Here is a 25,872-nt window from a genome sequence, read left to right as displayed (position 1 = left end):
ACATTACATTCAAAGATATGGGAGGTGCGTGAGAATGATTCGACAAATACTGAAAAAAGCAACAAACAATGAGGTTTTGAATGAAAAAGAAGCGTTGGAACTTTTATCCATAACGAATTTATCTACATCTTATTTTGAACTTTTATCAACAGCACATGCAATTTCGAAAGCACATTATCAAAGCAAGGGATATGTATTTCTGCAAATTGGTTTGAATGCTGCACCTTGTTCCGGAAATTGTAAATTTTGTTCAATGCGGATGGATGGATTTCATGATGACATGCAAATGGAACTATCAAAAGAAGAAGTCATTGAAAAGGTAGTATCCTTACCTTTTCATAAACTTGATTCTTTATTTTTAATGACAACGGCAGACTATCCTTTTCAGCGTTTTCTTGATATCGGAAAAGCTGTGAAGTGTTTGCTGCCATCACATATCAAATTGATAGCGAATATCAAAGATTTTACTTTAACACAGGCTCAAGCATTAAAGGATGCAGGATTTTACGGTGCTTATCATATAGTCAGACTTCGTGAAGGAATTGATACGGCAATACCAGTGAAAAAACGAATTCAAACATTGGATGCAATCAAATCCGTCGGTTTAGAATTATATTATTGTATTGAACCAATAGGACCGGAACACACCTATGAGGAAATAGTAAAAGAAATGTTACGTGCCAGAGAATATGATGTCAAGGTGATGGCGGTAATGGCGCGTGTGAACACTTCAGATTGTGCGTTGAAGAAGTATGGAGAAATTGATGATTTTGAGCTTGCTAAAATTGCGGCAGTTACCAGATTGGTATGTAATCCATCAATTTCCATGAATATGCATGAACCAAGATCTCTCGGAATTCTTGCCGGTGTTAATCAATTGTATGCAGAGTGTGGAAGTAATCCAAGAGATGAGTGCAATGAAACAGAATATCACAGAGGCTGGAATATTGATCAAGCATGTAATCTTTTATTGCAAGGAGGCTATCACCTTAATTGAAAGGAGCACCTATGAAATTATCATTGCCTTATGGAAAAGGATATAAAAAACTCAATATCGAAAATGCATGTGTTAAGCAGATACTATCTGCCCAAATGAGGGTGACACCTACAATGACAGAAGCGGCTATAGTGGAAACAGCTTTGCAAAATCCAATCGGTTCCAGCAGATTGGATAAATTGGCGGAGCATAAAGAAAAGATTGTGATCATAGCATCGGATCATACACGACCAGTGCCAAGCCGCATCTTGATGCCACTCATACTTAAAGAGATACGAAAAGGCAATCCACATGCGCAAATCACGATATTAATTGCGACTGGTTTACATAGAGAAACAAAACGTGCAGAATTGATTGCGAAGTTTGGTGAAGAAATTGTTGAGAAAGAAACAATCATCATACATGACTGTGATGATCAAAAACACATGCGTTTTCTTGGTATATTACCATCAAAAGGTGAGCTATGGATCAATGCGATAGCCGCAGATGCGGATTTATTGCTCGCGGAAGGCTTTATTGAGCCGCATTTCTTTGCCGGTTTTTCAGGAGGAAGGAAAAGTGTATTGCCTGGGGTAGCTTCAAGGGCAAGTGTTATGTATAATCATAATTCTTTCTTCATTTCCAGCGAGTATGCCAGATGTGGCATTTTAAAAGACAACCCTCTTCATAAAGATATGTTATATGCAGCACGTAAGGCACGTTTGGCATTTATCGTGAATGTTGTTCTAGATGAGCAGAAAAAGATTATTCATGCGGTTGCCGGCGATGTGCAGAAAGCACATGCAAACGGTGTGGCATTTGTAAGGAAGTATAATCAGGTATATGCTCAGCCAACAGACCTTGTCATTGTAACAAATGGCGGTTATCCACTCGATCAAAATCTTTATCAGGCAGTCAAAGGACTAAGTGCTGCCGAAAGAGCCGTGAAAGAAGGTGGGGTAATCCTTTTATTAGCAGAAGCCATTGATGGGCATGGGGGCGAAATGTTTTATCGCATGTTTGAAGAAGAACGTGATTTAGCAGCCTTAATGGAGAAAATCTTGGCGATAAAGGCGGAAGATACTGTACCTGATCAATGGCAAGTTCAGGTGTTGGTGCGTGTATTATTAAAAGCTCGTGTAATATTAGTATCCTCGTTAGACGATAAAACTGTACGCAATTTTCATATGGTACCGGCACATAGCTTAGATGAGGCAATGAATCTGGCAAAAGCAATGTTACCGAACGAAACGTTTAGCATTAACGTCATTCCTGATGGCGTTTCCGTGATCATATCACCAAAAGAAATTGTTAATAGCAGAACAAAAGTTTCTGCGTAAGGAGGAAGATAAAAATGAAACAATCATCAGCAATTTGTATAGCAGGAGGGGGCAGTACGTATACGCCCGGTATTGTATTAATGTTATTAGATAATTTAGATCGCTTTCCGATTTCACGCATAACGCTATATGATAATAATGAAGAACGGCAAGCGAAACTTGCGAAAGCATGTGCGATCATGATGAAAGAGAAAGCACCTGATATCGTATTTAATTGGACAAGTGATCCCCAAACCGCTTTTACCGGAATTGATTTCGTAATGGCCCATATTCGGGTAGGTCTATATGAAATGCGGGAAAAGGATGAAAAAATTCCTTTGAAATACGGCGTAGTCGGTCAAGAGACATGTGGTCCCGGAGGAATTGCTTATGGCATGCGTTCGATTGGACCAGTCATTGAAATAGCAGATTACATGGAAAAGTATTCACCAAATGCCTGGCTCTTGAATTACTCAAATCCGGCATCCATTGTCGCTGAAGCTACAAGACGTTTACGTCCGGGAAAACATATTATCAATATATGTGATATGCCGGTTGCTTTAGAGACGATGATGGCTGCTGCACTTAGTGAACGTACAGGAAAAACATATACCAGAAAAGATTTTGAAGTTCGCTATTATGGTTTAAATCATTTTGGATGGTGGACAGATATCCATACAAAAGATGGAAAAGATGTGATGCCGATTTTGAAAGACTACATCAAAGAAAACGGTTTTGCGACAAATGCGAAGGATTTTCAGCATAAAGATGCTAGCTGGAAAGAAACATATCAGAAAGCAAAAGATATTTATGCCTTAGATCCTACCACGATTCCATCGACATATTTAAAATATTATCTGTTCCCGGATGAAGTTGTTGCACATAGCAATCCAGCTTATACAAGAGCAAATGAAGTCATGGAAGGAAGAGAAAAGGAAGTTTTCGGAATCGCAGAGCGCATTATAGCTAAGGGAACAGCCAAAGAGGATACGTTTGCCGTTGGTGTTCATGCAAGCTTTATTGTCGATTTAGCTTGTGCCATTCGTTATAACACCAAAGAACGAATGCTGCTAATTGTTGAAAATAATGGTGCGATAGCGAATCTGGATGATACGGCAATGGTTGAAATACCGTGCTTAGTTGGATCTTCAGGAGCGGAAGCATTAACGGTAGGTAAAATTCCATCCTTTCAATTAGGGTTGATCAATGAACAATTATATGTGGAAAAACTTGTTGTAGAAGCTTGGATCGAGGGTAGCTATGGAAAATTGTGGCAGGCGCTTACACTTAGTAAAACGGTGCCAAGTGCTTCTGTAGCAAAGAAAATTCTTGATGAGTTAATGGAGGCGAACAAAGAGTATTGGCCAACATTATCCTAAACCAGAGTATTGTTTCAAACAATTACAAGAAGTACATCAAGAGGAGGAATGTGCATGCAGATGAAATATTGCGCATACAGCTATTTAGATGAATCATCATCATTATGTGATTATGAAGTAGCGACCGATAAGTTGGCATCTTTAGCAGCGCTATGTGCCCATTATGTCAAAGTAATTGATAGCGATGATCTTCAACTGCTGACATCTATGATCTATCACGCGAATGGATCTATTCGCGGAAATTGTGCAATTACGCAAGAAGATATGCAACAATTGGAGAGATTATATGAAAAGTACTATGTTGAAATGAAGTGCTTTGTATTGCCCGGCGGAAGTCTTCAAGCATGCTGGCTGCATACCCTTCGAACAGAAACAAAGGTCGTCATACGCTGTTTAAATGCTGTAAAACAAGAAGGAATCCCAGTAAATCCTATCTTATGGGACTTTATGAATTTTTTATCAAATATCATTTTTATGATGTGTTTATATGAGAATCAGCAAGCGGATACGGAAGAAATAGTATTTGAAAGTAAATCTTATGCATGCACGAAATCTTAGTTGTATAGCGGTTATGGCTGCATTGGAACTGCTGATTTTTACTTCCTTTTCCTACATCCTATATTTAGAATGTATCACGTTTACACTTGTTGTATTTGCCTTGATCTTCCCACGTAAACAAGCGGTATTGGCAGCATTTGTATTTACGACACTAAACATGATGATACAGGGAGTGACTCCTTGGTCATTCATGTATCTGTTGTTATATCCATTATACAGCTTAGTGATCAGTGTATTTGCTAAGTGTTTAAAGAAGCATTTTCTGCTTGCGGCATTCTTATGCGGACTATTTTCTTTTCTCACTGGACAATTTCTGCAATTGCCATTTATGTTATTTTCGAAGCATCTTGCGCTTGCTTATTTCATCGTTGGACTCAAGGCTTCAACAATCCAGTTCATTTTATCTTTTTGTTTATATTTGGTGTGTGCCAGACCGGTTTTATCGGTATTAGAGCGAATCGAAAGGAGGTTTTTATATGAATAAGATGTGGAAAATATTCCTTATTATTTGTTTCCTATGCGTAAGCGGATGTATGAAAAAAGATGAAAAGATTGTGAAATCTGATCAAAAAGAACGAGAAATCACTCTGCATATTCAAGTCATTCATGAAGTGGAAAAGAAAGAATTAATGAACAAAGATATCACGGTAAAGGGCAATATTCATACATTAGAGGATTTTTTACAACATGCGGATGAATTAGCTGTAGAAACAACAAAAGGACAGTATGGTACAACCTTAATGGGAATGCTGGGAGTAAGAACAGAAGATTTTAAAAAGGGTCCTTGGTGGCTATATGATTCAGATAATAATACCTCTTGCAAGGAAAAGGGGCAGTGTGATGCAATTGACATTTTACAAGTGAATGATCAAGATCAATTTACGTTCCACTTCACTTCTTCCTTTTAAGATCATTAGAAAAAGGTCGGGTGATGATTAACAATGAAGATTGTAATAGCAATAGATTCTTTTAAAGGCGCTACATCTTCTATCCAGGCAGGAACTGCCATAGAAAAAGGTATTAAGAAATATCATGCCGATAACACAGTGGTGATTCCGGTAGGAGATGGAGGGGAGAATAGTTTACAGGCGTTAGCTCATGCACTTTCAGATTATGAATGGGTTTGGTATTCATGTAAAAATGCTTTTTTTGAAGATAGTAAAGTAGCAGTATTGAGTTTTTATGACAATGGTAAAAAAACTTGTGCAATTGAAACAGCGGCCATTTTCGGATTGCATGATAAAAAGGTATCACGTGATACAGTGAAGCAAACATCTACATTTGGATTAGGCACTTTATTAAAGCAGCTGCAAATGGATGATTATAAAAAAATTATAATTTTTATAGGTGGCACAATTACAACCGATGGTGGTTTAGGAATGCTTCAGGGATTAGGTGTCCGGTTGCATGATAAGGATCATCGCGAACTTGGTTTAAACGAAAATCCCTTGCTAAAGATTAAAACGCTTGATCAAAACAGTCTGGATACTGTTTTAAAACAATTTGCGGATGTAGAAATAGCAGTAGGATGCGATGTGGATGCTCCTTTATATGGCGAAAAAGGTGCGGCTGTTATGTTCGCAAGACAAAAGGGAGCACAAGATGATCAGATTGTTTTCTTAGATAATCAATTACAATTGGTTGCGAAATTACTAAAACGTGATCTGAAACAGCCTTATTATGGTGCTGGTGGAGGTATTGCAGCAGCTTTATCACTATTTGCGACAAGCGTAAGTTCTGGATTCACGCTTTTGAATACTTATTTACATATTGAAGACAGCATGAAAGATATGGACTTAGTAATTACCGGAGAAGGTCGAATGGATGAGCAAAGCTTACAAGGAAAACTGCCGGTCTGTATAGCGTCCATCGCAAAGCAGATGCAGGTACCGGTAATTGCAGTCTGTGGACAGAAAAAAGGAGAAGTCTCATCTTTTGATACATATTTTAACGGTGTTTTCTCTATTCAACCCGGCGTAGTTACGCTTCCTGACGCAATAACGAATACCGAAAAAAATTTAGAAGAATTCAGTTATCAATTGATGCGTAGCCTGCATGCAATACATCCCTTGCGGTTATTAAAATAAAGCTTAAAAAGCTTCTAGTAAAAGATTGTGTTTTACGAGAAGCTTTTTTTAGGTTGAGGAGCTTTGATGGCTTACGTAAGAAGGGTAGGATGAAAAAAATGTTACCATAAAAACACCTTCTTTTTCCTACTTACAAATACGTCTGGGAAAGATAACTTCGTTAGCTTTTCACTGTATTATCAAGGCATCTTCTGATTGTCTTCCTGGAATTAAAAGCTTATAATGATACTATGTAACAGGAGGAGCTTGTATGAAAGAAACATTACAGTTAAGGGATTTTTTGAAGTATCGATTTGTATCCAATGTAACCTATGCACCCGATGGGGAACATGCGGCGTATGTCATAGCAACTTGTGATGAGAAACATAATACGTATCAACGACGTTTGTATGTATGGGATGGAAAAGCACATAAACAGCTTACCAATGGGGGTAAGGAAAGTATGTATCTATGGGAAGATAAAGATACCCTATTATTTTCCTCTTTGCGTGATAAACAAGATCAAGAAGCTGTGGAAAATGGAGAAGAACGTACGGTCTTTTATCGTATTTCTTTACATGGAGGAGAAGCAATTAAAGCATTTACAATACCGCTAGTTGTAACCGGCATCCAGAAAGTAAGTGATGGCTGTTATGCCTGTACGGTAGATTACGATCTGAATTACTCATATTGCTATTCGTTGGATGAGGAAGAAAAAGTCAAGGCATTAAAAGAAAAGAAAGACATGGAGGATTATGAGATCCTGGATGAGCTTCCTTTTTATGGAAATGGTTTAGGTTATACTAATAAGAAACGAAATAGCTTATTTCTATATGAAGAAAATAGTGATACACTGACACGCATCAGCACGGATATCATGGATGTAATGGATGTGAAATGGGATAAAGAAAAGCAGCTGTTGTATTATACCGGTGAAGTAAGAATCCAACATAAACAGACAGGTCGACAAGGTATTTATGTTTATGATAGGAAGGCCGGCACATCAAAGTGTATCCTTGAACAAGGGGAATATATGATTTCCGGCATTGAACCATGGGGAGAAGAGCTATTGGTGATTGCCAGTGATGGCAGACGTTATGGAATCAATGAAAATGCACAATTCTATTTCTTAAAGAAGCGTAAGCTGGAATTGTTTGCGGCAAATGAAGATTCCTTATGGGGAAGTGTTGGCAGTGACTGTCGCCTCGGTGGTGGCAAGAGTTCTTGTTTATATCAAGATAAGTATTACTTTATTACGACCAGAAGGCATGAAGCACACATCTATGCACTGGATAAGCAGGGTGATATCCAAGCGGTTTTAGAACTTAGCGGCAGTGTGGATGCTTTTGATATCCATGATAAAGGTCTTATCTTTATCGGTATGCAAGAGGACTTACTGCAAGAGTTATACCAAATGGATATAACGAATAAAACCTACCAACGCATTTCTGATTACAATATGTGGGTGCATGAAACAAAGACTATTTGTCCATTAGAAGAATGTAACTTCATATCGGATGATATCACCTTGTATGGATGGGTAATGAAACCTGTAGGCTATGAAGATGGAAAACAGTATCCGGCAATCTTGGATATTCATGGTGGACCAAGAACGGTTTATGGTACGGTGTTCTATCATGAAATGCAGGTATGGGCAAATCAAGGCTACTTTGTATTCTTTATGAATCCACGTGGCAGTGATGGCAGAGGCAATGGCTTTGCGGATATCAATGGGAAATATGGAACGATTGATTATGAAGATCTCATGAAGTTTACGGATGTTGTCTTAGAACGTTATCCGGCAATCGATCAACAACGTGTTGGGGTAACCGGTGGCAGCTATGGTGGTTTCATGACCAATTGGATCATTGGCCATACCAATCGCTTTAAGGCAGCAGCAAGTCAGCGTTCGATTGCGAATTGGATCAGCTTTGCGCATACCTCTGATATAGGGGAATTTTTCACTAAAGATCAGCAGCAAGCAGATACTTGGGAAAGCGTAGAAGAGTTGTGGTGGCATTCTCCTTTGAAGTATGCCAATCAGGTAAAAACACCAACGCTGTTTATTCATAGCAATGAGGATTATCGCTGCCCATACAGTGAAGGTTTGCAAATGTATAGTGCGCTTGTGGAGCATGGCATAGAAGCCAGACTTTGTATGTTTAAAGGAGAAAATCATGAGCTAAGCCGCAGTGGGAAACCAAAACATCGCGTGAAACGTTTAGAAGAAATTACCGATTGGATGCAACAGCATCTTAAATAAAAAAGTTGCATAAAAATCCTATACGAATGGATAGGATGAAGCTGCCTTTCATTGCTTGTAAACAAAGTATGAATGCCTTAGTAAAGAAACTTTAAAAGTTGACTAGGATATGTATGAACATAAGATGGTTAATGTGGTGAATAGAGCAAATGGGCAGCATGCCTTATGGATTATCGCTAAGAGATATAAAAGCAAGATAATGTAATGTGAAGAAAAAGATGATAGGGTACGAAAAAAAGGTTCTTGCTTCATCATGGTTTGCGGATGATGAAGAAGGACCTTAAAAGGATGTCTATCATTTTTTTTGAATCTCACAGTGAGGCAATTCTTATGCTGATGTCAATGGTTATTCATGAAAACCGCAATGGGCAATGCCGGTATAGCGTGCAATCTCTTCACTGGTTGTACAAAGATCAGCTAGGGTTACATCGTGAATATTATCATGACCACTGACACGGGCAAAGGATTTTAATTCTTCTTTCAATGTATCCAGATAACAAGCTAAGCGCTTTGCGCCTTTTTCTATATCAAAACGTTTGCGCAATGCGGGATCTTGCGTGGCAATACCCATCGGACACTTACCGTTATGACAGATACGATATTGTTGGCAGCCAATCGCCATCATCGCTGCACTGGCAATTGCTATGGCATCGGCTCCCATCGCTAAAGCCTTCATCATTTCTCCGGATGTACGAAAGCCTCCAGTCATGATCAATTCCTGTGGCATGTCATGCGCATCCATATAGGCTCTTGCTCTTGCCAGGGCATAGACAGTTGGTACGGTAGCATTGTCTTTTAAATACTTAGGAGATGCACCGGTTGCTCCACCTCTTCCATCAATCGTAATAAAATCTGGCGCCGCATACTGAATCCAAGACAAATCATCTTCAATACGTCCAGCGGCAATCTTAATGCCAATCGGTCTGCCTTCACTACGGCTGCGTAACTCATCTACTAATGCTTTGAGAGCTTGCTTTGAGGTAATTTCTTCAAAACGAGAAGGAGAGATAATATCGTGTCCTAATGGTTTTTGGCGAATTGTAGCGATTTCTTCTGTTACCTTTTCTTTAGGCAAATGGCCACCCATACCCGGCTTGCTGCCTTGCCCGATCTTAATTTCAATCGCATCCGCAGCCTTTAGGTTTTCATCCGTTACACTGTATTTATTAGGCACATATTCAAAGATATATTTATACGCATGGTCACGTTCTTGCGGAAGAATGCCGCCTTCTCCTGAACATTGTGCCGTTTGTACAGCAGCACTTCCCATAGCTAAGGCAGTTTTGGCTTCTTTTGATAAAGCCCCAAAGCTCATATGAGAAACTAAGACAGCATGTTCTAAAACCATAGGTTTCTTTGCTTTTTTACCTATGATGGTCGTTGTGCTGACCTCAGCTTTATCAGGCAGAGGAGGATGAGCCAATTGTCCACCTAGCAGCAAGATATCATCAAAACCTACCACGTATTTTCTTGTCCGCATGGCCTCAATGCGACTGCCTTTTCCTTGTGCCATTTCATGAATCAGTTCCATGTTACTTTCTAAATCATCACGTGTTCTGGCATGTTCTTGAATAGCGAGCGAGCCACCTTCATCACCAGTCACTTTATCTTCTTCATTTGCTGCATCATCCTCTACTTTCTTAAAACAGCCGTAGGGTGCTGTACATAAGGGGCATGCCCAATCAGCGGGAAGCTTGCTCCAAGGAGTTCCTTCTTTTGCTTCATCATAGACATAGCCGCAAATCTCACAAATATATTTACTCATAGTATATTTCCTTTCTGTAAACGCTTACTTTATATGCTTATTGTACTCTTTAACTTATGAAAGCGCAAATGATATCCTCTATATCTATTTTCTATTGCAGAAAATAAAATCGTTTCCATAGTCTATGTTGTTTTTATATATGCAAAATAGCGGTATTAATGAAAAGGATGTGTTGATACTTTGAGTGATAGATGCATTCTGCATGCAAAAAGCAGAAGCGTAAATTTAATGGCAGAAGATGTGTAATTCTTTTTCCATAAGCGAAATAGTTATTGCCGTTATGCATATTTTCCTCTATAATGAGGGCAAATGAAAGAAGGGATCACATGCAGTTTTCAAAACGAATGGAGCGCTTAGAAACATCAGTGTTTTCCACATTAGATGAAGAAAAACAGCGTTATCTGAAACAAGGGAAAGAAGTATATGACTTTACGATCGGCAGCCCTAATATAGCGCCATCAAAGGAAATCATTCAGGCTTTGATCGATGCCGCCAAACAACCGCAAAGCTACATGTATGCACTGCATGATATTGATGAGTTACGTCAAACAGTCAAAAAATGGTATCAAACACGCTATGAAGTAGAATTGGATGCAGATACGGAAATCCTGTCGCTGCAAGGATCACAGGAAGGCTTGGCTCATATTGCCTTAGCTATTTGTGATGAAGGGGATATTGTAATGATTCCAAGTCCTAGCTATCCTGTCTTTGCCAATGGACCGAAGATTGCCGGAGCAGAAATTTATGAAATGCCCATGCGCGAGGAACATGAGTATCTGATTCAATTTGATGAAATACCTAAGGATATTGCCAGTAAGGCGAAAATGATGATTATTTCTTATCCAAATAATCCAACAGGAGCTACGGCGCCGGATGCTTTTTATGAAGAGCTGATTCGTTTTGCGAAGGCGAATGATATTATTGTTCTTCATGATACCGCCTATAGTAATCTGGTCTTTGATGGGGAAGAAGGAAGAAGCTTCTTATATTATGAAGGGGCAAAGGATATCGGTATAGAATTTAACTCTTTCTCTAAGACATATGGCATGGCCGGTGCTCGTATCGGTATTTGTGTCGGTAACAAAGAAATTGTCGGCATGCTTAGAAAATTGAAAAGTAATATCGACTATGGGATGTTTCTGCCAATCCAAAAGGCAGCTATCACGGCATTGACACAAGATCAAAGTGTTGTCGAAGAAACAAGGGAACAATATCAAAAACGAAGAGATATGCTTGTAGAAGGCTTTCATAAAGCTGGCTGGGAAGTTGCTTCCCCTAAAGGAACCATGTTTATGTGGGCGGCAATACCAAAGACCTATGCGAATAGTGAACAATTTGCGATTGCCTTACTCCAAAAGACGGGTATTTTGGTAACACCGGGCAGTGCTTTTGGAACATATGGAGAAGGTTTTGTGCGTATTGCGCTTGTGCAAAGCGAAGAGGTCATCGAAAAAGCTTTGCAGGCAGTGCAGAAATCGGGCTTCTTTACTTCATGAAAACCTTATTGGCAATTGGTGGAGGCAGTTTTCAAAAAGCGGAAACTCGCCATTTAGATTTATACGCAATCGCACGAGTGAACAAGACGCATCCTAAAGTGCTCTTTCTTCCGGCTGCTTCACATGATGATCAGGGTTATGCCAAACGATTTAAACAATATTATCGCAGTTTGGGTTGTGAAGTAGAAGCTTTGCGTTTATGGCATACAAAACTGGATAAAGAAACACTTGCCCAAAAAGTCCTTGCTGCGGATATTGTCTATCTTGGCGGCGGCGATACACAGATGTTGATGGAAGCCTTACAGCTGCATGAGTTAGTAAGTGTATTACAGCAGGCATATGAAGCAGGTATCGTCATTTGTGGATACAGTGCAGGAGCAAATGTATTATTTTCCTATGGCTATAGTGCCTGTGCGGATGGTTTGCGGTTTATAAAAGGCTGTGAATTGGTAAAAGGCTTATTTTGTCCGCATTATCAAGAAGAAGAACGCAAAAGTTTTCAACAAGCCAGTGAACAATATCCAACGTATGCTACCTATGGTTGTGAAGATCAGCATGCTTATTGTGTGGAAGATGATAACGTGCGTTATATGTGATAAGATATTGCGCTCTGTTTTTCTATATCCTATGATGATCGAAAACAACACCAGGTAACATCGGTGAAGACAGGCTAAGGGAATAAGCAAAGAAACATTGAGAGAAGCATTGGAATTGATTTTTCATTATTACGAAAATAAGAAAAGGCTCCTACCATGAATGGACACCTGTATCATGCAGATGGCACTATTCAAGTAGCGGAGTCTTTTTTTGTAATAAAGGATAAGGATGAATAAGTAATGTATGAATACTATAAAGGAGAAGAATGAATAAGTAATGCATGAATACTATAAAGGATAAGAATAAATATGCAATGCATGAAAATTATAAAGGATAAGAATAAATATGCAATGTATGAATATTATAAAGGATAAGAATAAATATGCAATGCAGGAATGCTATAAAGGATAAGAAAAAATATGTAATGCATAAATACTATAAAGTATAAGAATGAATAAACAATGCATAACTACTGTAAAGGAAAAGTTTTAACAAGGATCGTGACAACATGTCAAATTCATCAGGAAGATGCCATCACGTAGCGAAGAAACTGCATCTTTTCCTGTTCATAATGGGTTTCAATGCGATACTTGCTTGTTTCAACAAAACAAGTTGTTGAAGTTTCACAGTATGGTTTTAATGGCTCTACTTTTGAAAACATGCCGCCTGCATTTTGATAGGATTGATAAAAAAGCTGGAATTGTTCAATAGTAAAGGTTAATTGAGCACCATCGGGAAGCCGGTTTACATGAGAATCCGGATAGAAGGTAAAACTGTTAGGTACCATGTCCTTTAAAGAAGTATCCTTTTCAGAGTCACAAGTAATTACAAGATAGCTATTGCCTTTCTTTAGATATAAACGTTTCTCCATGTCATTTTTCTTTAACGATGCATATGAAGTGGTTGGTGATATCTTTTTCCCCTGTTCATCCTCAATGTAGAAGTCAACGTCTAAATATTTTTGTACAGTATCATGATCATCAAATGTCGCATCGGCAATCGTAAAACTGATTTTTGCAGCAATCGGATTTTTTATATGCTGTTTATGGTCAATATAGCGATAGCCTAGAAAACAAAGTAGAAGAAGAGGAAGCAGGATCATACCTTTTCCAAGAGAATTCCAATCCTTCATATATTGTTGCGATTTTTTAGCGCTATGCTGTAGCGATTTGCGGACATACGCTTCTCTTCTTGCCACTACCGGATCTATCTTAGGAAAAGGCTGTGCATCTTGAGCCAAGTCATAAAAGGTAGCAGTGGATTGTGTTTTTGTCGCTATTTGGGTCAAAAAGTCATCGCAAAGCTCTTCTGTGAGCGTGTTTCCCCCAGTAATTGTGGTTTCCAATTGCATACAGATTTTCTTCATAGTAACTACCTGTTCTCCAGCTTCTATAAGGGAAGCTTTGCGTTGCTCTAACAATGGGGCAAACGCTGTTTCATCTTGTAAGATCTGATGAATTTCCTCTAGTGAAAAATCTAATTTACGAAGTAAGATTATTTTCTTTAACACAATAAGATCTGCTTCCTCATATTCGCGGTAATTGGATGCATTACGTTTAGGCTGCAGCAAACCTTGCTGTTCATAAAAACGAATGTTTTTCTTACTAATGCCACAACGCTCTTCTACTTCACGAATCAACATAAGTTCCACCTCTTTCTAGTGTTATTATAAACGTTCCATAAACTGGAATGTCAATTATAAATCAGCAAAAATTTATAAATATGCTGGAAATTAATGGAAGGTAAGCTTACAAAAGGAGGAAAACTTGTCATGTGATTATAATTTTTATATAATAGAGAAGTTCTTGAAGTAATGATTGCAAGTAAAAGATGTTTTCATAGCTTTTACAATGAACAAAAGAAAGAGAGAGGAACTTATGTTTGAAAAAGTATTTAAATTAAAAGAGAAACATACCAATGTGAAAACTGAGGTTATCGCAGGTTTGACAACGTTTCTGGCTATGGCCTATATCCTAGGCGTGAATCCATTAGTATTAAAGGATGCCGGCATGGATGTATCCAGTGTCTTCTTGGCAACTGCCATTTCTGCCGGTTTTGCGTCAATCTTAATGGGATTATTGGCTAACTATCCGGTATCCTTAGCAGCCGGTATGGGTGTCAATGCATTGTTTGCTTATACGATTTGCGGACAGATGGGCATGAGCTGGCAGGCAGCTTTGGCAGCCGTTTTTGTATCCGGTGTTATCTTTGTGGTAATTTCTGTTACCGGTATCCGTAAAGCCATCATTAATGCTATTCCAAAACAGTTAAAACTGGCTATCGGTGCGGGAATCGGTTTCTTTATTGCTTTTGTTGGTTTAAAAAATGCCGGTATTATTGCCGGTAGTGAAGCTACCTTTGTGACTTTAGGAAACTTCTCCACACCTTCTGTCTTATTAGCAATCTTTGGTATCTTGCTTACAATTGCCTTTGTAGTAAAGAAAGTGCCGGCAGCTGTTTTTGTTGGTATGGTCATCACGGCAATTGTTGGTATCATCTGTGGTGCTTGTGGTATAGAAGGTATGCCAGCTTTACCATCTAGCATATTAGAAACCAATCTGAAGCTGGATGGCTTTGGCGCTTTTGCTTCCGGCTTTGGTGAATTATTTGCCGATCCATTCCAGGCATTCATCGCACTGTTTTCTTTCCTGTTTGTCGATTTCTTTGATACTGCCGGTACGTTAGTAGCAGTTGGTAATCGCGTAGGACTAATCAATGAGGATGGGGAATTAGAACATGCTGAACAGGCTTTATTGGCAGATGCTGTAGGTACAGTAGCAGGTGCTGTTTTAGGAACTTCTACGGTTACTTCTTTTGTGGAATCAACATCTGGTGTAGAAGTTGGCGGAAGAACCGGATTAACTTCTTGTACAACCGGGGTTTTATTCTTCATCTCTATTCTGTTTGCACCTATTATCTTATCCGCTGTTACCAATGCGGTCACTGCACCGGCTTTAGTTGTAGTCGGTATTATGATGGCACAGCAGTTAAAAGGGATTGATTGGGATGATATGGTATTTGCCACTGCTGGCTTTGTGACGGTCATCGCTATGATCTTAACTTATTCCATCTCCAATGGAATCGCCTTTGGCTTTATCGCTTATGCTGTTGCAATGCTAGCAAATGGAAAAGCAAAAGAAGTGCATCCAACCGTTTGGGGATTGATTTGTATCTTTGTCTTATACTTTGCTTTACCTTATTTAATGTAGTGATGTAGTTGTCTTAGTAATGAAGTCGTTTTATATATAGTATAAAAAGTTTTTCTTCCTTATAAATAGGTGTTGATAATGATGATTATGAAATAGGATGTATAAGGTACATGCTGATAAGAGGCAGAGCCCCCTTCATCAACAACATATCTTTGATCATTAAGGAAGAAAAGTGAAAACTTAGAAAATTTTAGGAAAAATATTTTAAAATTAGGCGATTAATGCTATTATAGTAAACGTAAAAAACCGGTACTACAGGTAACAGTATCGGTTTCTTAATTCAAGGAGGATGTTATGGCTGATAAGATTATCGTACTGGACTTTGGAAGTCAGTATAACCAGCTGATTGCACGTCGTATCCGTGAGTTTGGAGTTTACTCTGAACTGCACCCACATACGATGACGCTGGATGAAATCAAGGCTTTAGGTGATGTCAAAGGTATCATCTTCAGTGGTGGACCTAACAGTGTTTATGACAAAGATGCATTTACGTGTGATCCTGCCATTTTTGAAGCAGGTATTCCGGTATTGGGAATCTGTTATGGCATGCAGATGACACATCATATGAATGGTGGAAGTGTGAAGGCATGTGAAGCCAAGGAATATGGAAGAACGGAAATTACGGTAGAGAATGATTCTTTATTGTTTAAGAATCTTCCTAAGAAGCAGATTGTATGGATGAGTCATGGCGATCAGGTGGATCAGATGGCAGATGGCTTTGTGCGTGATGCGTATAGTGAAACGTGTACGTATGCAGCTACGAGCAATCAGGAAAAGCAGATTTATACGCTGCAGTTTCATCCGGAAGTGCGCCATACAGAATATGGTAATGACATTTTGCGTAACTTTGTATTTGAAGTATGTCATGCAGAAAATAACTGGTCTATGCATAACTTTATTGATATGCAGGTGGAACAGATTCGTAAGACGGTTGGCAAAGACAAGGTATTGCTGGGACTAAGCGGCGGCGTGGATTCTTCTGTTGTGGCAGCTTTGTTACATAAAGCAATTGGTGATCAGTTGATTTGTATGTTTATTGATCATGGATTGTTAAGAAAAGGTGAAGCGGAGAGCGTGATGGAAACGTTTGGTCGTGAGATGAATGTGCATTTGGTGAAGATTGATGCGAAGGAGCGTTTCTTATCAAAACTGGCTGGTGTAAGTGATCCGGAGAAGAAGCGTAAGATCATTGGTAATGAGTTTGTGTATACCTTTGATGAAGAGGTCAAGAAAATCAGTGCCGGTGAGGATATCAAATGGCTGGCGCAGGGCACGTTGTATACGGATGTAATTGAATCTGGTACAAAGACGGCGCAGACGATCAAGAGCCATCATAATGTTGGTGGATTGCCTGAGGATATGCAATTTCAGCTGATTGAACCGTTGAATACGTTGTTTAAGGATGAGGTTCGCGCGTTGGGTAGTGAGCTTGGCTTGCCGGATGAGATGGTGTGGCGACAGCCATTCCCAGGACCTGGTTTGGGTATTCGTATCTTGGGTGAGATTACGGAGGAGAAACTGCAAATTGTGCGTGATTCAGATTATATCTTGCGTGAGGAGATTCGTAAAGCGGGTCTGCAAAGAGAAATCTGGCAGTACTTTACGGCTTTGACAAATATGCGTTCAGTTGGTGTCATGGGGGATCAGAGAACGTACGATTATGCGGTGGCGATTCGTGCGGTGACTTCCATTGATGGCATGACGGGGGATTGGGCGAAGATACCGTTTGAGGTGTTGGATGTGATATCGACACGTATCGTAAATGAGGTGCAGCATGTGAATCGAGTGCTGTATGATGTGACGAGCAAACCGCCTGCAACGATAGAATTTGAATAGTATACAGAACTAAAAAAATGCCTTTTTCAGGGCATTTTTTTGCGTTTATAGGAGCTTTTGATACCATTTTGATACCACAAATAAAAATTGAACGATTCTTTTGACTATTTTTCAGACGGTTTACTGTCTAATAATAGATCAGATTTTTCAGGATAATTTAGTTTCCAATTGGTATATTCCTCGATGGAAATTTCTCCACTCGCTAACTTTGATTTATACTTATACCAATCATCAAGCATTCCTTTTATGTTATGGTCGTAATTGGTAGGGTTTTTATCAAGATGAAGATTTGGCATACCTTCTGTCATATCTATAGTTAATCCAAATTGTTCTTCCAGCTCAAAAAGAGTAAATATAAAGCCATGATAACTTTCGATGTCAGGTATCTTCAAAGCCTCAGGAGATACTTCTAATATAGAAGCAATACCATTTATGACATCTTCTTTTGGAGTGCGCTTACCTGATTCATATTGGGCGATTCTAATATCAGCATTCCTTTCGGAATAGCCTAATCTTACTCCTAGTTCTTTTTGCGTGATACCACGAAGTGTTCTTATACGTTTAATTCTAGTACCTATTGGCATGAGCTTGCTCCTTTCAAATCCTTTTTCTAATACATTATAGCAAAGCAAATATAATGTGTAAATTAAAAACTAAACAAAAAAGTTTAATATAATATTGACTTAAACAAAAATGTTTAGTATACTGTGGTTGCTGGTGTTAAACAAATATGCTTAGTGATTACTTCCTATATACATAAAAATAGGAGGTGTGAAAGATGGAAAAAGACAACTTATTCATGAGTGCTGAAGATATTGCTCGAGTTACGGGCATGTCTGAACAGTACGCTTATAAGCTGATTAAACAGCTAAATAGTGAATTAGAAGCAAAAGGCTATTTCACAATTCGTGGAAGAATTAGTAAGCAGTATTTTGAAGAACGTTTTTATGGAATTACAGAGTAGGAAGGAGTTTATGATTATGCCTGTATACAAAGATGAGAAAAAAGGCACTTGGTATGTATCTATCAGATATTTATATTGGAAAGGTGAACATACTAGAAAGCTAAAAAGAGGATTTAAATCAAAAAAAGAAGCACAAGAGTATGAGCGTACGTTCCTATTAAAGGAATCTAAAAACTTAGATATGTCATTCAAAGATTTTGTAGATATTTATTTAAAAGATTGTTTTCATCGTGTCAAACTTAATACATTGAATACGAAGGAATATATCATAAAAATGAAAATTCTACCTTATTTAGGAGAAAAGAAAATAAATGAAATCCAGCCATCAGATATTAAAGATTGGCAAAATGAAATGTTGATGTATCGTAATGACAAGGGAGAAGCATTCTCACCTTGCTATTTAAAAGCACTTCATAATCAGCTAAGTGCCATTTTCAACTATGCTGTAAAGCTCTATAATCTACCAAATAATCCCGCAAGGGTTGCTGGGAACATGGGCAAAGAGAAAAGCAAGGAAGTTGAATTTTGGACGAAAGAAGAATATTTGAAGTTTTCAGAAGCAATGAAAGATAAGGACGCTTCTTATCATGCATTTGAAATCCTGTATTAGTGTGGTTTACGGTTAGGTGAATTATTGGCATTAACACCAAATGATTTTGATTTTAATAAAAAAACAATGACGATTTCAAAATCTTATCAAAAAATCAAAGGTGAGGATCTAATTACATCACCTAAAACAGACAAGAGTAATCGTATCGTATTAATGCCTGATTTTCTTGTAGAAGAAATGAAAGATTATATAGTACGATTTTATGGGTGTAAGGACGACTCAAGATTATTTCCGATTTCTAAATCATATTTACATCATGAAATGGATCGAGGTTGTAAGGAAACAGGAGTTAAAAGAATTCGTATCCATGGATTAAGACATTCACATGTAAGCTTACTTATTGAGATGGGTTTTGATGCGGTAGCAATTGCTGATCGTGTTGGGCATGAAAGCATTGATATTACTTACCGATATGCACACTTATTCCCATCTAAACAAGGTAAAATAGCAAATCGTTTAAATATTGAAAGGGGAGAATCCAAATATGAGTAAAAAAGTATTCGATAGCCAAGGAAGATGGCGAAATAAAATTGTTGCTTTTCGTATGTCACCTGAAGAGAATGCGATGCTTGATAAACTTGTTTCATTATCAGGATTGAGCAAACAGGAATATTTAATTCAAAGAGTCTTACAAAAAGATATTACTGTGAAACCAAATCCTTATGTTCATAAATGCTTATCAAAACAATTACATTATTTTATTGACTTGTTGGAAAATCAAAGCTTTATAGAATTGAAGAATTATGACTATGAGGTTATGAAGTTTATGTTGAAAATCATTAGTGGGCTAACCGATGAAATTTCAAATGTCTGAATATATTAATGGCAGTGAGCTTATAAATGTAGTTACAACAACAGGTGAAGAAGTTGTCAAAGATTTTCTACCCATTGGTGTAACAATATTAGGTGCACCACAGAAGATTGGCAAAACATTCTTCTGTTTACAGTTAAGTAATGCAATAGCTAGTGGTGATGAGTTTCTAGGACATACTGTTCAGCAAGGTAGAGTGTTATATTGCGCATTAGAAGATACAAAGGAAAAGATTAAGAAGCGTTATGAATTATATGGTTTTCAAGCGAGTGAACAAATTGATTTCATATTTAACAATGGTATTTATAGTTTTGATATTAAATATGAACTTGACTATTTCACCTCAAAACATAAGAATATACAGCTTGTTGTTATAGATACATTTGCTAAGATAAGAGATAAAAATACGGAAGCTAAATATCTTTTAGAATATGATGAAGTGTCAAAAATCCATGATATGGCACTTAAATATCATTTGGCAATTCTTCTAGTAACTCATGTAAACAAACATATTGATTATTTAAATCCCTTTGACAGTATTTATGGGAGCAGAGGAGTAACTGCTGCAGCAGATGGCATGATGGTCATATTAAAAGAACAAGACGTATTGGAAAGTAAAAAATTATATGCCATAGGGAAAGATATTCCTGAAGAAAAATTATCTTTAAAACAAGACAATCACTTAACGTATTTTGTTGTTGAAAATGATGAACATGAAAAAGCAGATGATGAAGATATTACTAAAGTTATTCATTACATTGTTAAGAAAAAGAAATATTCTGGAACGCATGAAAACTTATGTGCAGTTTTAAACTTGAAAATTACAAGTAGAAAACTATCAAGTAAAATAAAGAAATACAAGAGCGTGTTTGATGATAATTTTATTAAAATAAGTTATCCCCCTAGAAAAGCAATGGCAAGATTAATTGAGATGGTGTATGTTGGTAATGACGATTGAGGAAGTGTTTGAGGATGATACGTTATAATCGTCATACCGTCATTAAAGACTATGTCTTGTATGGTAGCAAGCACTGAATTGTGGGGACACAATTCGCTTGTTGCTGATACACAGTACCAGCAAGCACTGGATTTGGATAGCCAATCCAAGATTTAGGGCAATCCCTAATACCCTGTTAAAAAAATAAAGATAATGGAGGAGCAAGCATGAAAATAGAATATGATAAAGTAGGCGAATATTATTTTCCAAATTTAACGGTAAAGGAAAAGAAAATAAATTTATCAAAATATGGCAGAATGAAGTTGCAGTATATGAAGAAATATCAAAAAATACTTTATACAAATTTGCTTACAAGTGGTGGTTTGTATGAATATGTTGAAACGATTGATCATCAAGCAAATGCATTATATGATAAGCTGTTGGTTGATATGAAAAGGCAAAGAAATATTACAGAAGAATTAAAAGAAGAAAATCAAATGTTATGGATACAGGAGATGAATAATATCGATGCCTGTATTAATGAAATTATCTATGATGAATATATTTACAATTAAGAGCAAACAAGCTCTTTTTTTCGTTATGGTGGGCAATAAAAAAATGACTCAGATAGGTCATTTGGAATTTGTTCGATTAACTAAATAATCAATAGAGGTATTATAATAATCGGCAAGTTTAATTAGTATTTGAATTGGAATATCTCTACCACCTGTTTCATAATAAGAGTATGTTCTTTGTGATATATTTAGGTATTTGGCAATATCACTTTGGGATAAATCATGATCTTCTCTTAAATTTTTCAATCTTACAAACACCATTTATATCACCTCTTAAAAATTATAAAATGAAAAGAGTGATTGATATCGCTTATAGAACATATTGTTCTAATGTGGTCTGTATTTAATTTGAGTTCTTGTTATCTATAAGGTATTCGATTGTTGTATTATAAAATTTGGCTAATTTTGCTAAGATTTCTACTGGAACACTTCTATCTCCAGTTTCATAATAGGAGTATGTTCTTTGTGAAACATTTAGAAATTTAGCAAGTTCCGCTTGAGAAAGGTCATGATCTTCTCGTAAATCTCGTAGTCTTTTATATGTCACTTCCATCACCTCAAAAATTATATATTAGAACACTATGTTCTATTATATTTTAGAACATTTTGTGCTAAAACCATATTGATTATTCAAGGAGGATGAAGGTTGTATGAAAAAAGATAAAGAACAATTCAAATGTTTGATTTATGATTTAATGATGGGTTCAAGGAATTTGGAAGATTATCCAGTGAAAGAAAGCGAAGTTGTGACAAATGAATTTGAAGAAGGCATGTATTGTGATAGTGCCTATAATGAAGTATATGATGCAAACCGAAGGGTGTGTGAAAGATTAGATGTAGAGGAAGATGATGATGTAGAGTGCATTATTTCTAATCTGCTAGGTATTGCAAAACATATAAGCATGAAGATGTATGATTATGGGGAGTATTATGCTAATAAGACAGGCGATAGTAATATAGATGAAATCATAAGCTTTTATGAGAGGTTGAGTGATGGTAGAAAGGTAAAATTCATGAAACTTATTTACTCGATACAGAATCTTATTGATTCAGTTGATGTGGTTGAATAGCTTTCAAAACATAAAAAAAAGCTTAGTATTGATACCATGTTATGATATCAATATCTTGTATAATATAAAAAAAGATAATGAACGCTTCAAATAAAGATACTAATATGAAGAGAAATATTGAAAAGTGTTAAATTTAAATATTTTTTGTAATCATTGTTATTGGCTTTTTTATAGAGGTAGAAGTTATTGGAAAGATGTTGTATACTTATAAGTGAGATGAGAGTAGCTGTTGTTTGAAGAAAACTTTAACAATATGCTTGGGAAGGAGAAAGTATATGTTTTATTCTCCATTGAGATATCCAGGTGGTAAAGGAAAATTGGAGCCGTTTATGGAATTATTGATTAGGCAAACAGGACATTTGGGTGGAACTTATGTGGAACCTTTTGCTGGTGGTGCAGGAATCGCGTTAGAATTATTGGAAAAAGAAATTGTGAATGATATAGTTATCAACGATTTGGATAAAGGCATTTATTCATTTTGGCGAGCAATTCTTACAGAAACAGATAGATTTATAGAAGATATACGAAATGTGGAACTATCAATTAACGAATGGGATAGGCAGCGGCAAGTAATTGATAATTGTAATCGATATAGCTATGAACTTGGGTTTGCAACTTTTTATTTGAATAGGACGAATAGATCAGGAATAATAAAGGGAGGAGTAATTGGCGGTACTGAACAGTCAGGTAATTGGAGAATGGATGCGAGGTTTAATAGAGAAGTCTTAATTGAGCGTATCATAAAAATTAAAAAAAGAAAAAAAAATATTCATTTATACAATAAGGATGTTAATTCTTTTATTCTACATTACTTGCCGAAGTATCAGCAAAACGCATTTGTGTATTTTGATCCACCGTATTTTGGTAAAGGTAAGCAATTGTATTTAAATTTCTTTTCATATGATGATCATGTAAGGATCGAAAGGATGATAAACAATCAAGTTAATTGCGATTGGGTTATTACATATGATGATGTTCAAGAAATTGCAGATATTTACCAAAATCATATTTTGAGAAGATTTGATTTGAATTATAGTGCTTCTGTAAAGAGAAAAGCAAGTGAGATTATAATATTTAGAAGTCAGGATATGATACCAACAAAAAGCCAGATGCAACGTAGTGGAGTTTGTGTGAATTTACGATAAAGGAGAACGGAGATGTATAAGCTATTAAAATTGAATGATTTTAGACAATTTAAAAATATGGAAATTTTACTAGGGAAAAGATTAACTGGCTTAGCTGGACGAAATTCAACAGGCAAATCTACAATTTTAGGTATTCTGGCCAATAGTGGTGAACTGAAGAAAAAAGATGGAACTACATATTCAGATGGAAAATTCAGAGCAGAATTTAGCGAGATTTTTCATGGAAGTAAAAAATATGATGCATCAGGTTCAGATAGAATACAAATCGATATAGTTGATGAAAATGATAATAGAATAGATTATAGAAAATTTAGAACTGCCTGGCAAAACGACAATGGAAAGAACCGGTTTAGAGTTATCCCATTAAAACAGTTTGACGATGGTAAAAAAACAGAAGCGAAAATGCAAATACCAGTAATTTATTTAGGACTATCTAGATTGTTTCCTATAGGTGAAGCAAATGAAGATAATATAACTGAAAATAAGATAAAGTTTATGGATGATGAACAAAAGAAATGGTTCGTTGAACAATACACCAAAATACTATCGTTGTATGATACTGTTGCGGATATTAGCAATTATTCAATTGGAGAAACAGATAAGAAAAAGGGCGTAGGAATAGAAACCGATAAATATGACTACCTTACAAATTCATCTGGACAGGATAATTTAGGGCAGATTTTAATGTCTATTCTTTCTTTCAAAAGATTAAAAAAGCAAAGAGAAGAGTGGACAGGAGGCCTTTTACTAATTGATGAGATTGATGCAACTCTTCATCCAGCTGCACAGAAAAGATTGGTCGATTTATTAATAAAGGAAGCTAAGATAAATGATATACAAGTTGTAGTTACAACGCATAGCTCTGATTTATTGAAGCATATTTGCAAAAAGACTATGTATAATAATGACAATAAGATTAATGATGTTGAATTGTATTATTTTACAAATGGAAATAGACGTTTAGAAATGAAACGAAATCCCGATTATTCAACAATTGAAAATGATTTGTTGGTGGAATCTATGTTGCAAAATTCAAATAAAGTAAAAGTATATTCAGAAGATGCAGAAAATAGGTGGTTTATAAGGAAACTAGTGCCAGAATATATACCATATGTGGATATACTAGATATTAAAATCGGTTGTGATCAATTATTAAGTTTGTATACAGGTGACATATCTTATTTTGGAAATGTATTGATTGTACTTGATGGTGACGTGAGAGATAAAAAATTACAAATCGTCCCTGAACAATTAAGAAAGCGTTTAAATAATATAATTAAGTTACCAGGAGATGTAAGACCAGAGGAAGTAATATATAATTATATAACGGCACTAGATCCAGAGCATCCATATTGGGAGAATGCTGCTAAAGTTGATATGAACTGGATTTATTTTAAAGAGAATGGCCCTGATTCATCAAGATATAACCTAGAAAAGGATAGAGAAAAGTATAAAAAGTGGTTTGAGGATCATCAGGCAATTTTTGATTCAACGAAGTTGTATGATTTTTGGGCTACCGATAATAAAGAACTTGTAGAAGAATTTAAAAAGAATTTTATAAAATCATATAATGCTGTCGCAAATAGAAATTTTTCTATAACGATAAAATAGTGAATAATTATTCGGTTTTATGGAAGTTTTGGCGTTGGATTTTTTGGCAGGTTTTAATAATTTACAACAAAAAATAGTAAGTAAAATTTATGAAGCTTATTTACTCAATACATAATTCTGTTGATGTAGTTGAATAACTTTTGAAGCAAAAAAAGGTTTAAAATTGATACCATATTGTGATACCAAATTGATACCAATTGGTTGTATAATATAAAAGATAGACATAAAATAATAAAGAAAAAGGAATAAAATACATAAAATATTAAACAAATGAGTTTAATATAATGATTGCAATGGAGAGTTTGAATAGTGTACTATGAAGAAAAGCGCCTTTAGATAGGGCGCTTTTTACGTTTTGTATTGTTTGGGTTTGTCAAGAAAAGTGTGTAAGTAAAATTGATTAAGACATCTATTTAAGATATTTTTCAATACGAGATGTAAAAATTTCATTAACCATAAGTTGATTCAACACTTTTGACCAATCGTGAATGGTTCCGTTATTCCATTTCTTTTCTAGCTCTATACAGCGTAAGTATAATAATTTGAATAAGGCGTTTTCATTTGGAAAGGCGCCTTTTTTCGTTACTTTGCGAAAACTTGAATTGATCGACTCTATCGCGTTAGTGGTATACATAATACGTCGTACATCACTTCCATAATCATATAATTGTTCTACAAATTTGAA

25 protein-coding genes and 1 pseudogene are annotated in these 25,872 nt (G+C 36.4%); 20 read left to right on the top strand and 6 right to left on the bottom strand.

Features of this window, described 5'->3' with window-relative positions; translation table 11 throughout:
- Positions 1-34: 34 nt before the first annotated feature.
- The 8 genes from EDD61_RS04755 (at position 35) to EDD61_RS04720 (ending at position 8,561) form a co-directional block, all read left to right on the top strand.
- Positions 35-997, top strand: a complete 963-nt coding sequence (locus EDD61_RS04755) for a biotin synthase BioB (RefSeq protein WP_017144590.1) — start codon at positions 35-37, stop codon at positions 995-997.
- A gap of 11 nt (positions 998-1,008) precedes the next feature.
- Positions 1,009-2,316, top strand: coding sequence for a nickel-dependent lactate racemase (gene larA, locus EDD61_RS04750; RefSeq protein ID WP_132224312.1), 1,308 nt, complete (start codon positions 1,009-1,011; stop codon positions 2,314-2,316).
- Between the two features lie 14 nt (positions 2,317-2,330).
- Positions 2,331-3,674, top strand: a complete 1,344-nt coding sequence (locus EDD61_RS04745; RefSeq protein WP_132224310.1) for a 6-phospho-alpha-glucosidase — start codon at positions 2,331-2,333, stop codon at positions 3,672-3,674.
- A 54-nt stretch (positions 3,675-3,728) separates the two neighbouring features.
- Positions 3,729-4,232 carry an ATP:cob(I)alamin adenosyltransferase gene (locus EDD61_RS04740; protein WP_132224308.1) on the top strand — a complete coding sequence of 168 codons (504 nt, stop codon included), beginning with the start codon at positions 3,729-3,731 and terminating at the stop codon, positions 4,230-4,232.
- Positions 4,213-4,716, top strand: coding sequence for a cytochrome B (locus tag EDD61_RS04735; protein ID WP_119983457.1), 504 nt, complete (start codon positions 4,213-4,215; stop codon positions 4,714-4,716). The genes EDD61_RS04740 and EDD61_RS04735 overlap by 20 nt, the downstream gene beginning before the upstream one ends.
- Entirely contained in the window at positions 4,709-5,140 is a 432-nt protein-coding gene (locus EDD61_RS04730; protein WP_132224306.1) for a DUF4430 domain-containing protein, read from the top strand. The genes EDD61_RS04735 and EDD61_RS04730 overlap by 8 nt, the downstream gene beginning before the upstream one ends.
- A gap of 33 nt (positions 5,141-5,173) precedes the next feature.
- The gene (locus tag EDD61_RS04725) at positions 5,174-6,319 is read left to right on the top strand and encodes a glycerate kinase family protein (protein WP_132224304.1); all 1,146 of its coding nucleotides are present in this window, start codon (positions 5,174-5,176) and stop codon (positions 6,317-6,319) included.
- 250 nt (positions 6,320-6,569) lie between these two features.
- Positions 6,570-8,561 (top strand): alpha/beta hydrolase family protein, encoded by a 1,992-nt coding sequence (locus tag EDD61_RS04720; protein ID WP_132224302.1) that lies wholly within the window; start codon positions 6,570-6,572, stop codon positions 8,559-8,561.
- Between the two features lie 346 nt (positions 8,562-8,907).
- On the opposite strand, the gene EDD61_RS04715 is transcribed toward EDD61_RS04720, so the two are convergent.
- On the bottom strand, positions 8,908-10,326 hold the full coding sequence (locus EDD61_RS04715) for a glutamate synthase-related protein (RefSeq protein WP_132224300.1): 1,419 nt from the start codon (positions 10,324-10,326) through the stop codon (positions 8,908-8,910).
- Positions 10,327-10,652: 326 nt separating this feature from the next.
- On the opposite strand from EDD61_RS04715, the gene EDD61_RS04710 reads away from it, so the two are divergent.
- A complete protein-coding gene (locus EDD61_RS04710; RefSeq protein WP_132224298.1) occupies positions 10,653-11,822 on the top strand; it encodes an aminotransferase class I/II-fold pyridoxal phosphate-dependent enzyme in 1,170 nt (389 codons plus the stop codon).
- Complete coding sequence (locus EDD61_RS04705; protein ID WP_008689427.1) at positions 11,819-12,418, top strand: Type 1 glutamine amidotransferase-like domain-containing protein; 600 nt, start codon at positions 11,819-11,821, stop codon at positions 12,416-12,418. Before EDD61_RS04710 ends, EDD61_RS04705 begins: the two co-directional genes overlap by 4 nt.
- A 521-nt stretch (positions 12,419-12,939) precedes the next feature.
- Here EDD61_RS04705 and EDD61_RS04700 read toward each other — a convergent pair.
- A complete protein-coding gene (locus EDD61_RS04700) occupies positions 12,940-14,061 on the bottom strand; it encodes a MerR family transcriptional regulator (protein WP_132224296.1) in 1,122 nt (373 codons plus the stop codon).
- 235 nt (positions 14,062-14,296) lie between these two features.
- Here EDD61_RS04700 and EDD61_RS04695 point away from each other — a divergent pair, with 235 nt between their 5' ends.
- Both EDD61_RS04695 and guaA read left to right on the top strand, forming a co-directional pair.
- Complete coding sequence (locus EDD61_RS04695; protein ID WP_008979161.1) at positions 14,297-15,628, top strand: NCS2 family permease; 1,332 nt, start codon at positions 14,297-14,299, stop codon at positions 15,626-15,628.
- A gap of 294 nt (positions 15,629-15,922) precedes the next feature.
- Positions 15,923-17,464 carry a glutamine-hydrolyzing GMP synthase gene (gene guaA, locus EDD61_RS04690; RefSeq protein WP_132224294.1) on the top strand — a complete coding sequence of 514 codons (1,542 nt, stop codon included), beginning with the start codon at positions 15,923-15,925 and terminating at the stop codon, positions 17,462-17,464.
- Between the two features lie 104 nt (positions 17,465-17,568).
- Here the strand turns inward: guaA and EDD61_RS04685 are convergent, their stop codons facing one another.
- Positions 17,569-18,048 carry a helix-turn-helix domain-containing protein gene (locus EDD61_RS04685; protein ID WP_132224292.1) on the bottom strand — a complete coding sequence of 160 codons (480 nt, stop codon included), beginning with the start codon at positions 18,046-18,048 and terminating at the stop codon, positions 17,569-17,571.
- Between the two features lie 194 nt (positions 18,049-18,242).
- On the opposite strand from EDD61_RS04685, the gene EDD61_RS04680 reads away from it, so the two are divergent.
- The 5 genes and pseudogenes from EDD61_RS04680 (at position 18,243) to EDD61_RS04660 (ending at position 21,361) form a co-directional block, all read left to right on the top strand.
- Positions 18,243-18,428: a hypothetical protein gene (locus EDD61_RS04680; RefSeq protein WP_008689422.1), complete on the top strand. Its 186-nt coding sequence runs from the start codon at positions 18,243-18,245 to the stop codon at positions 18,426-18,428.
- Positions 18,429-18,444: 16 nt separating this feature from the next.
- A pseudogene (locus EDD61_RS04675) lies at positions 18,445-19,530 on the top strand (site-specific integrase).
- A complete protein-coding gene (locus EDD61_RS04670; protein ID WP_132224290.1) occupies positions 19,523-19,852 on the top strand; it encodes a plasmid mobilization protein in 330 nt (109 codons plus the stop codon). Before EDD61_RS04675 ends, EDD61_RS04670 begins: the two are co-directional and overlap by 8 nt.
- On the top strand, positions 19,833-20,807 hold the full coding sequence (locus EDD61_RS04665) for an AAA family ATPase (protein ID WP_132224288.1): 975 nt from the start codon (positions 19,833-19,835) through the stop codon (positions 20,805-20,807). Before EDD61_RS04670 ends, EDD61_RS04665 begins: the two co-directional genes overlap by 20 nt.
- A 206-nt stretch (positions 20,808-21,013) precedes the next feature.
- Entirely contained in the window at positions 21,014-21,361 is a 348-nt protein-coding gene (locus EDD61_RS04660; protein WP_132224286.1) for a TnpV protein, read from the top strand.
- A gap of 57 nt (positions 21,362-21,418) precedes the next feature.
- Here the strand turns inward: EDD61_RS04660 and EDD61_RS04655 are convergent, their stop codons facing one another.
- Both EDD61_RS04655 and EDD61_RS04650 read right to left on the bottom strand, forming a co-directional pair.
- A complete protein-coding gene (locus EDD61_RS04655; RefSeq protein WP_008979147.1) occupies positions 21,419-21,622 on the bottom strand; it encodes a helix-turn-helix domain-containing protein in 204 nt (67 codons plus the stop codon).
- An 82-nt stretch (positions 21,623-21,704) separates the two neighbouring features.
- The gene (locus EDD61_RS04650; RefSeq protein WP_230327033.1) at positions 21,705-21,914 is read right to left on the bottom strand and encodes a helix-turn-helix domain-containing protein; all 210 of its coding nucleotides are present in this window, start codon (positions 21,912-21,914) and stop codon (positions 21,705-21,707) included.
- 97 nt (positions 21,915-22,011) lie between these two features.
- On the opposite strand from EDD61_RS04650, the gene EDD61_RS04645 reads away from it, so the two are divergent.
- From EDD61_RS04645 to EDD61_RS04635, 3 genes are all read left to right on the top strand, one after another.
- Entirely contained in the window at positions 22,012-22,431 is a 420-nt protein-coding gene (locus EDD61_RS04645) for a hypothetical protein (protein ID WP_132224284.1), read from the top strand.
- A gap of 275 nt (positions 22,432-22,706) precedes the next feature.
- Positions 22,707-23,576 (top strand): DNA adenine methylase, encoded by an 870-nt coding sequence (locus EDD61_RS04640; RefSeq protein WP_132224282.1) that lies wholly within the window; start codon positions 22,707-22,709, stop codon positions 23,574-23,576.
- Between the two features lie 12 nt (positions 23,577-23,588).
- On the top strand, positions 23,589-25,187 hold the full coding sequence (locus EDD61_RS04635) for an AAA family ATPase (protein WP_132224280.1): 1,599 nt from the start codon (positions 23,589-23,591) through the stop codon (positions 25,185-25,187).
- A 409-nt stretch (positions 25,188-25,596) separates the two neighbouring features.
- On the opposite strand, the gene EDD61_RS04630 is transcribed toward EDD61_RS04635, so the two are convergent.
- Positions 25,597-25,872: transposase (locus EDD61_RS04630; RefSeq protein ID WP_207900977.1), on the bottom strand; the 276-nt coding region annotated here is incomplete at its 5' end.

The sequence above is a fragment of the Longicatena caecimuris genome, from assembly GCF_004341945.1.
In the GTDB taxonomy this organism is placed as follows: Bacteria; Bacillota_I; Bacilli_A; order Erysipelotrichales; family Erysipelotrichaceae; genus Longicatena; species Longicatena caecimuris.
Note: the sequence above shows the minus strand (reverse complement) of the source record. Positions and strands in the feature narration are given on the sequence as shown.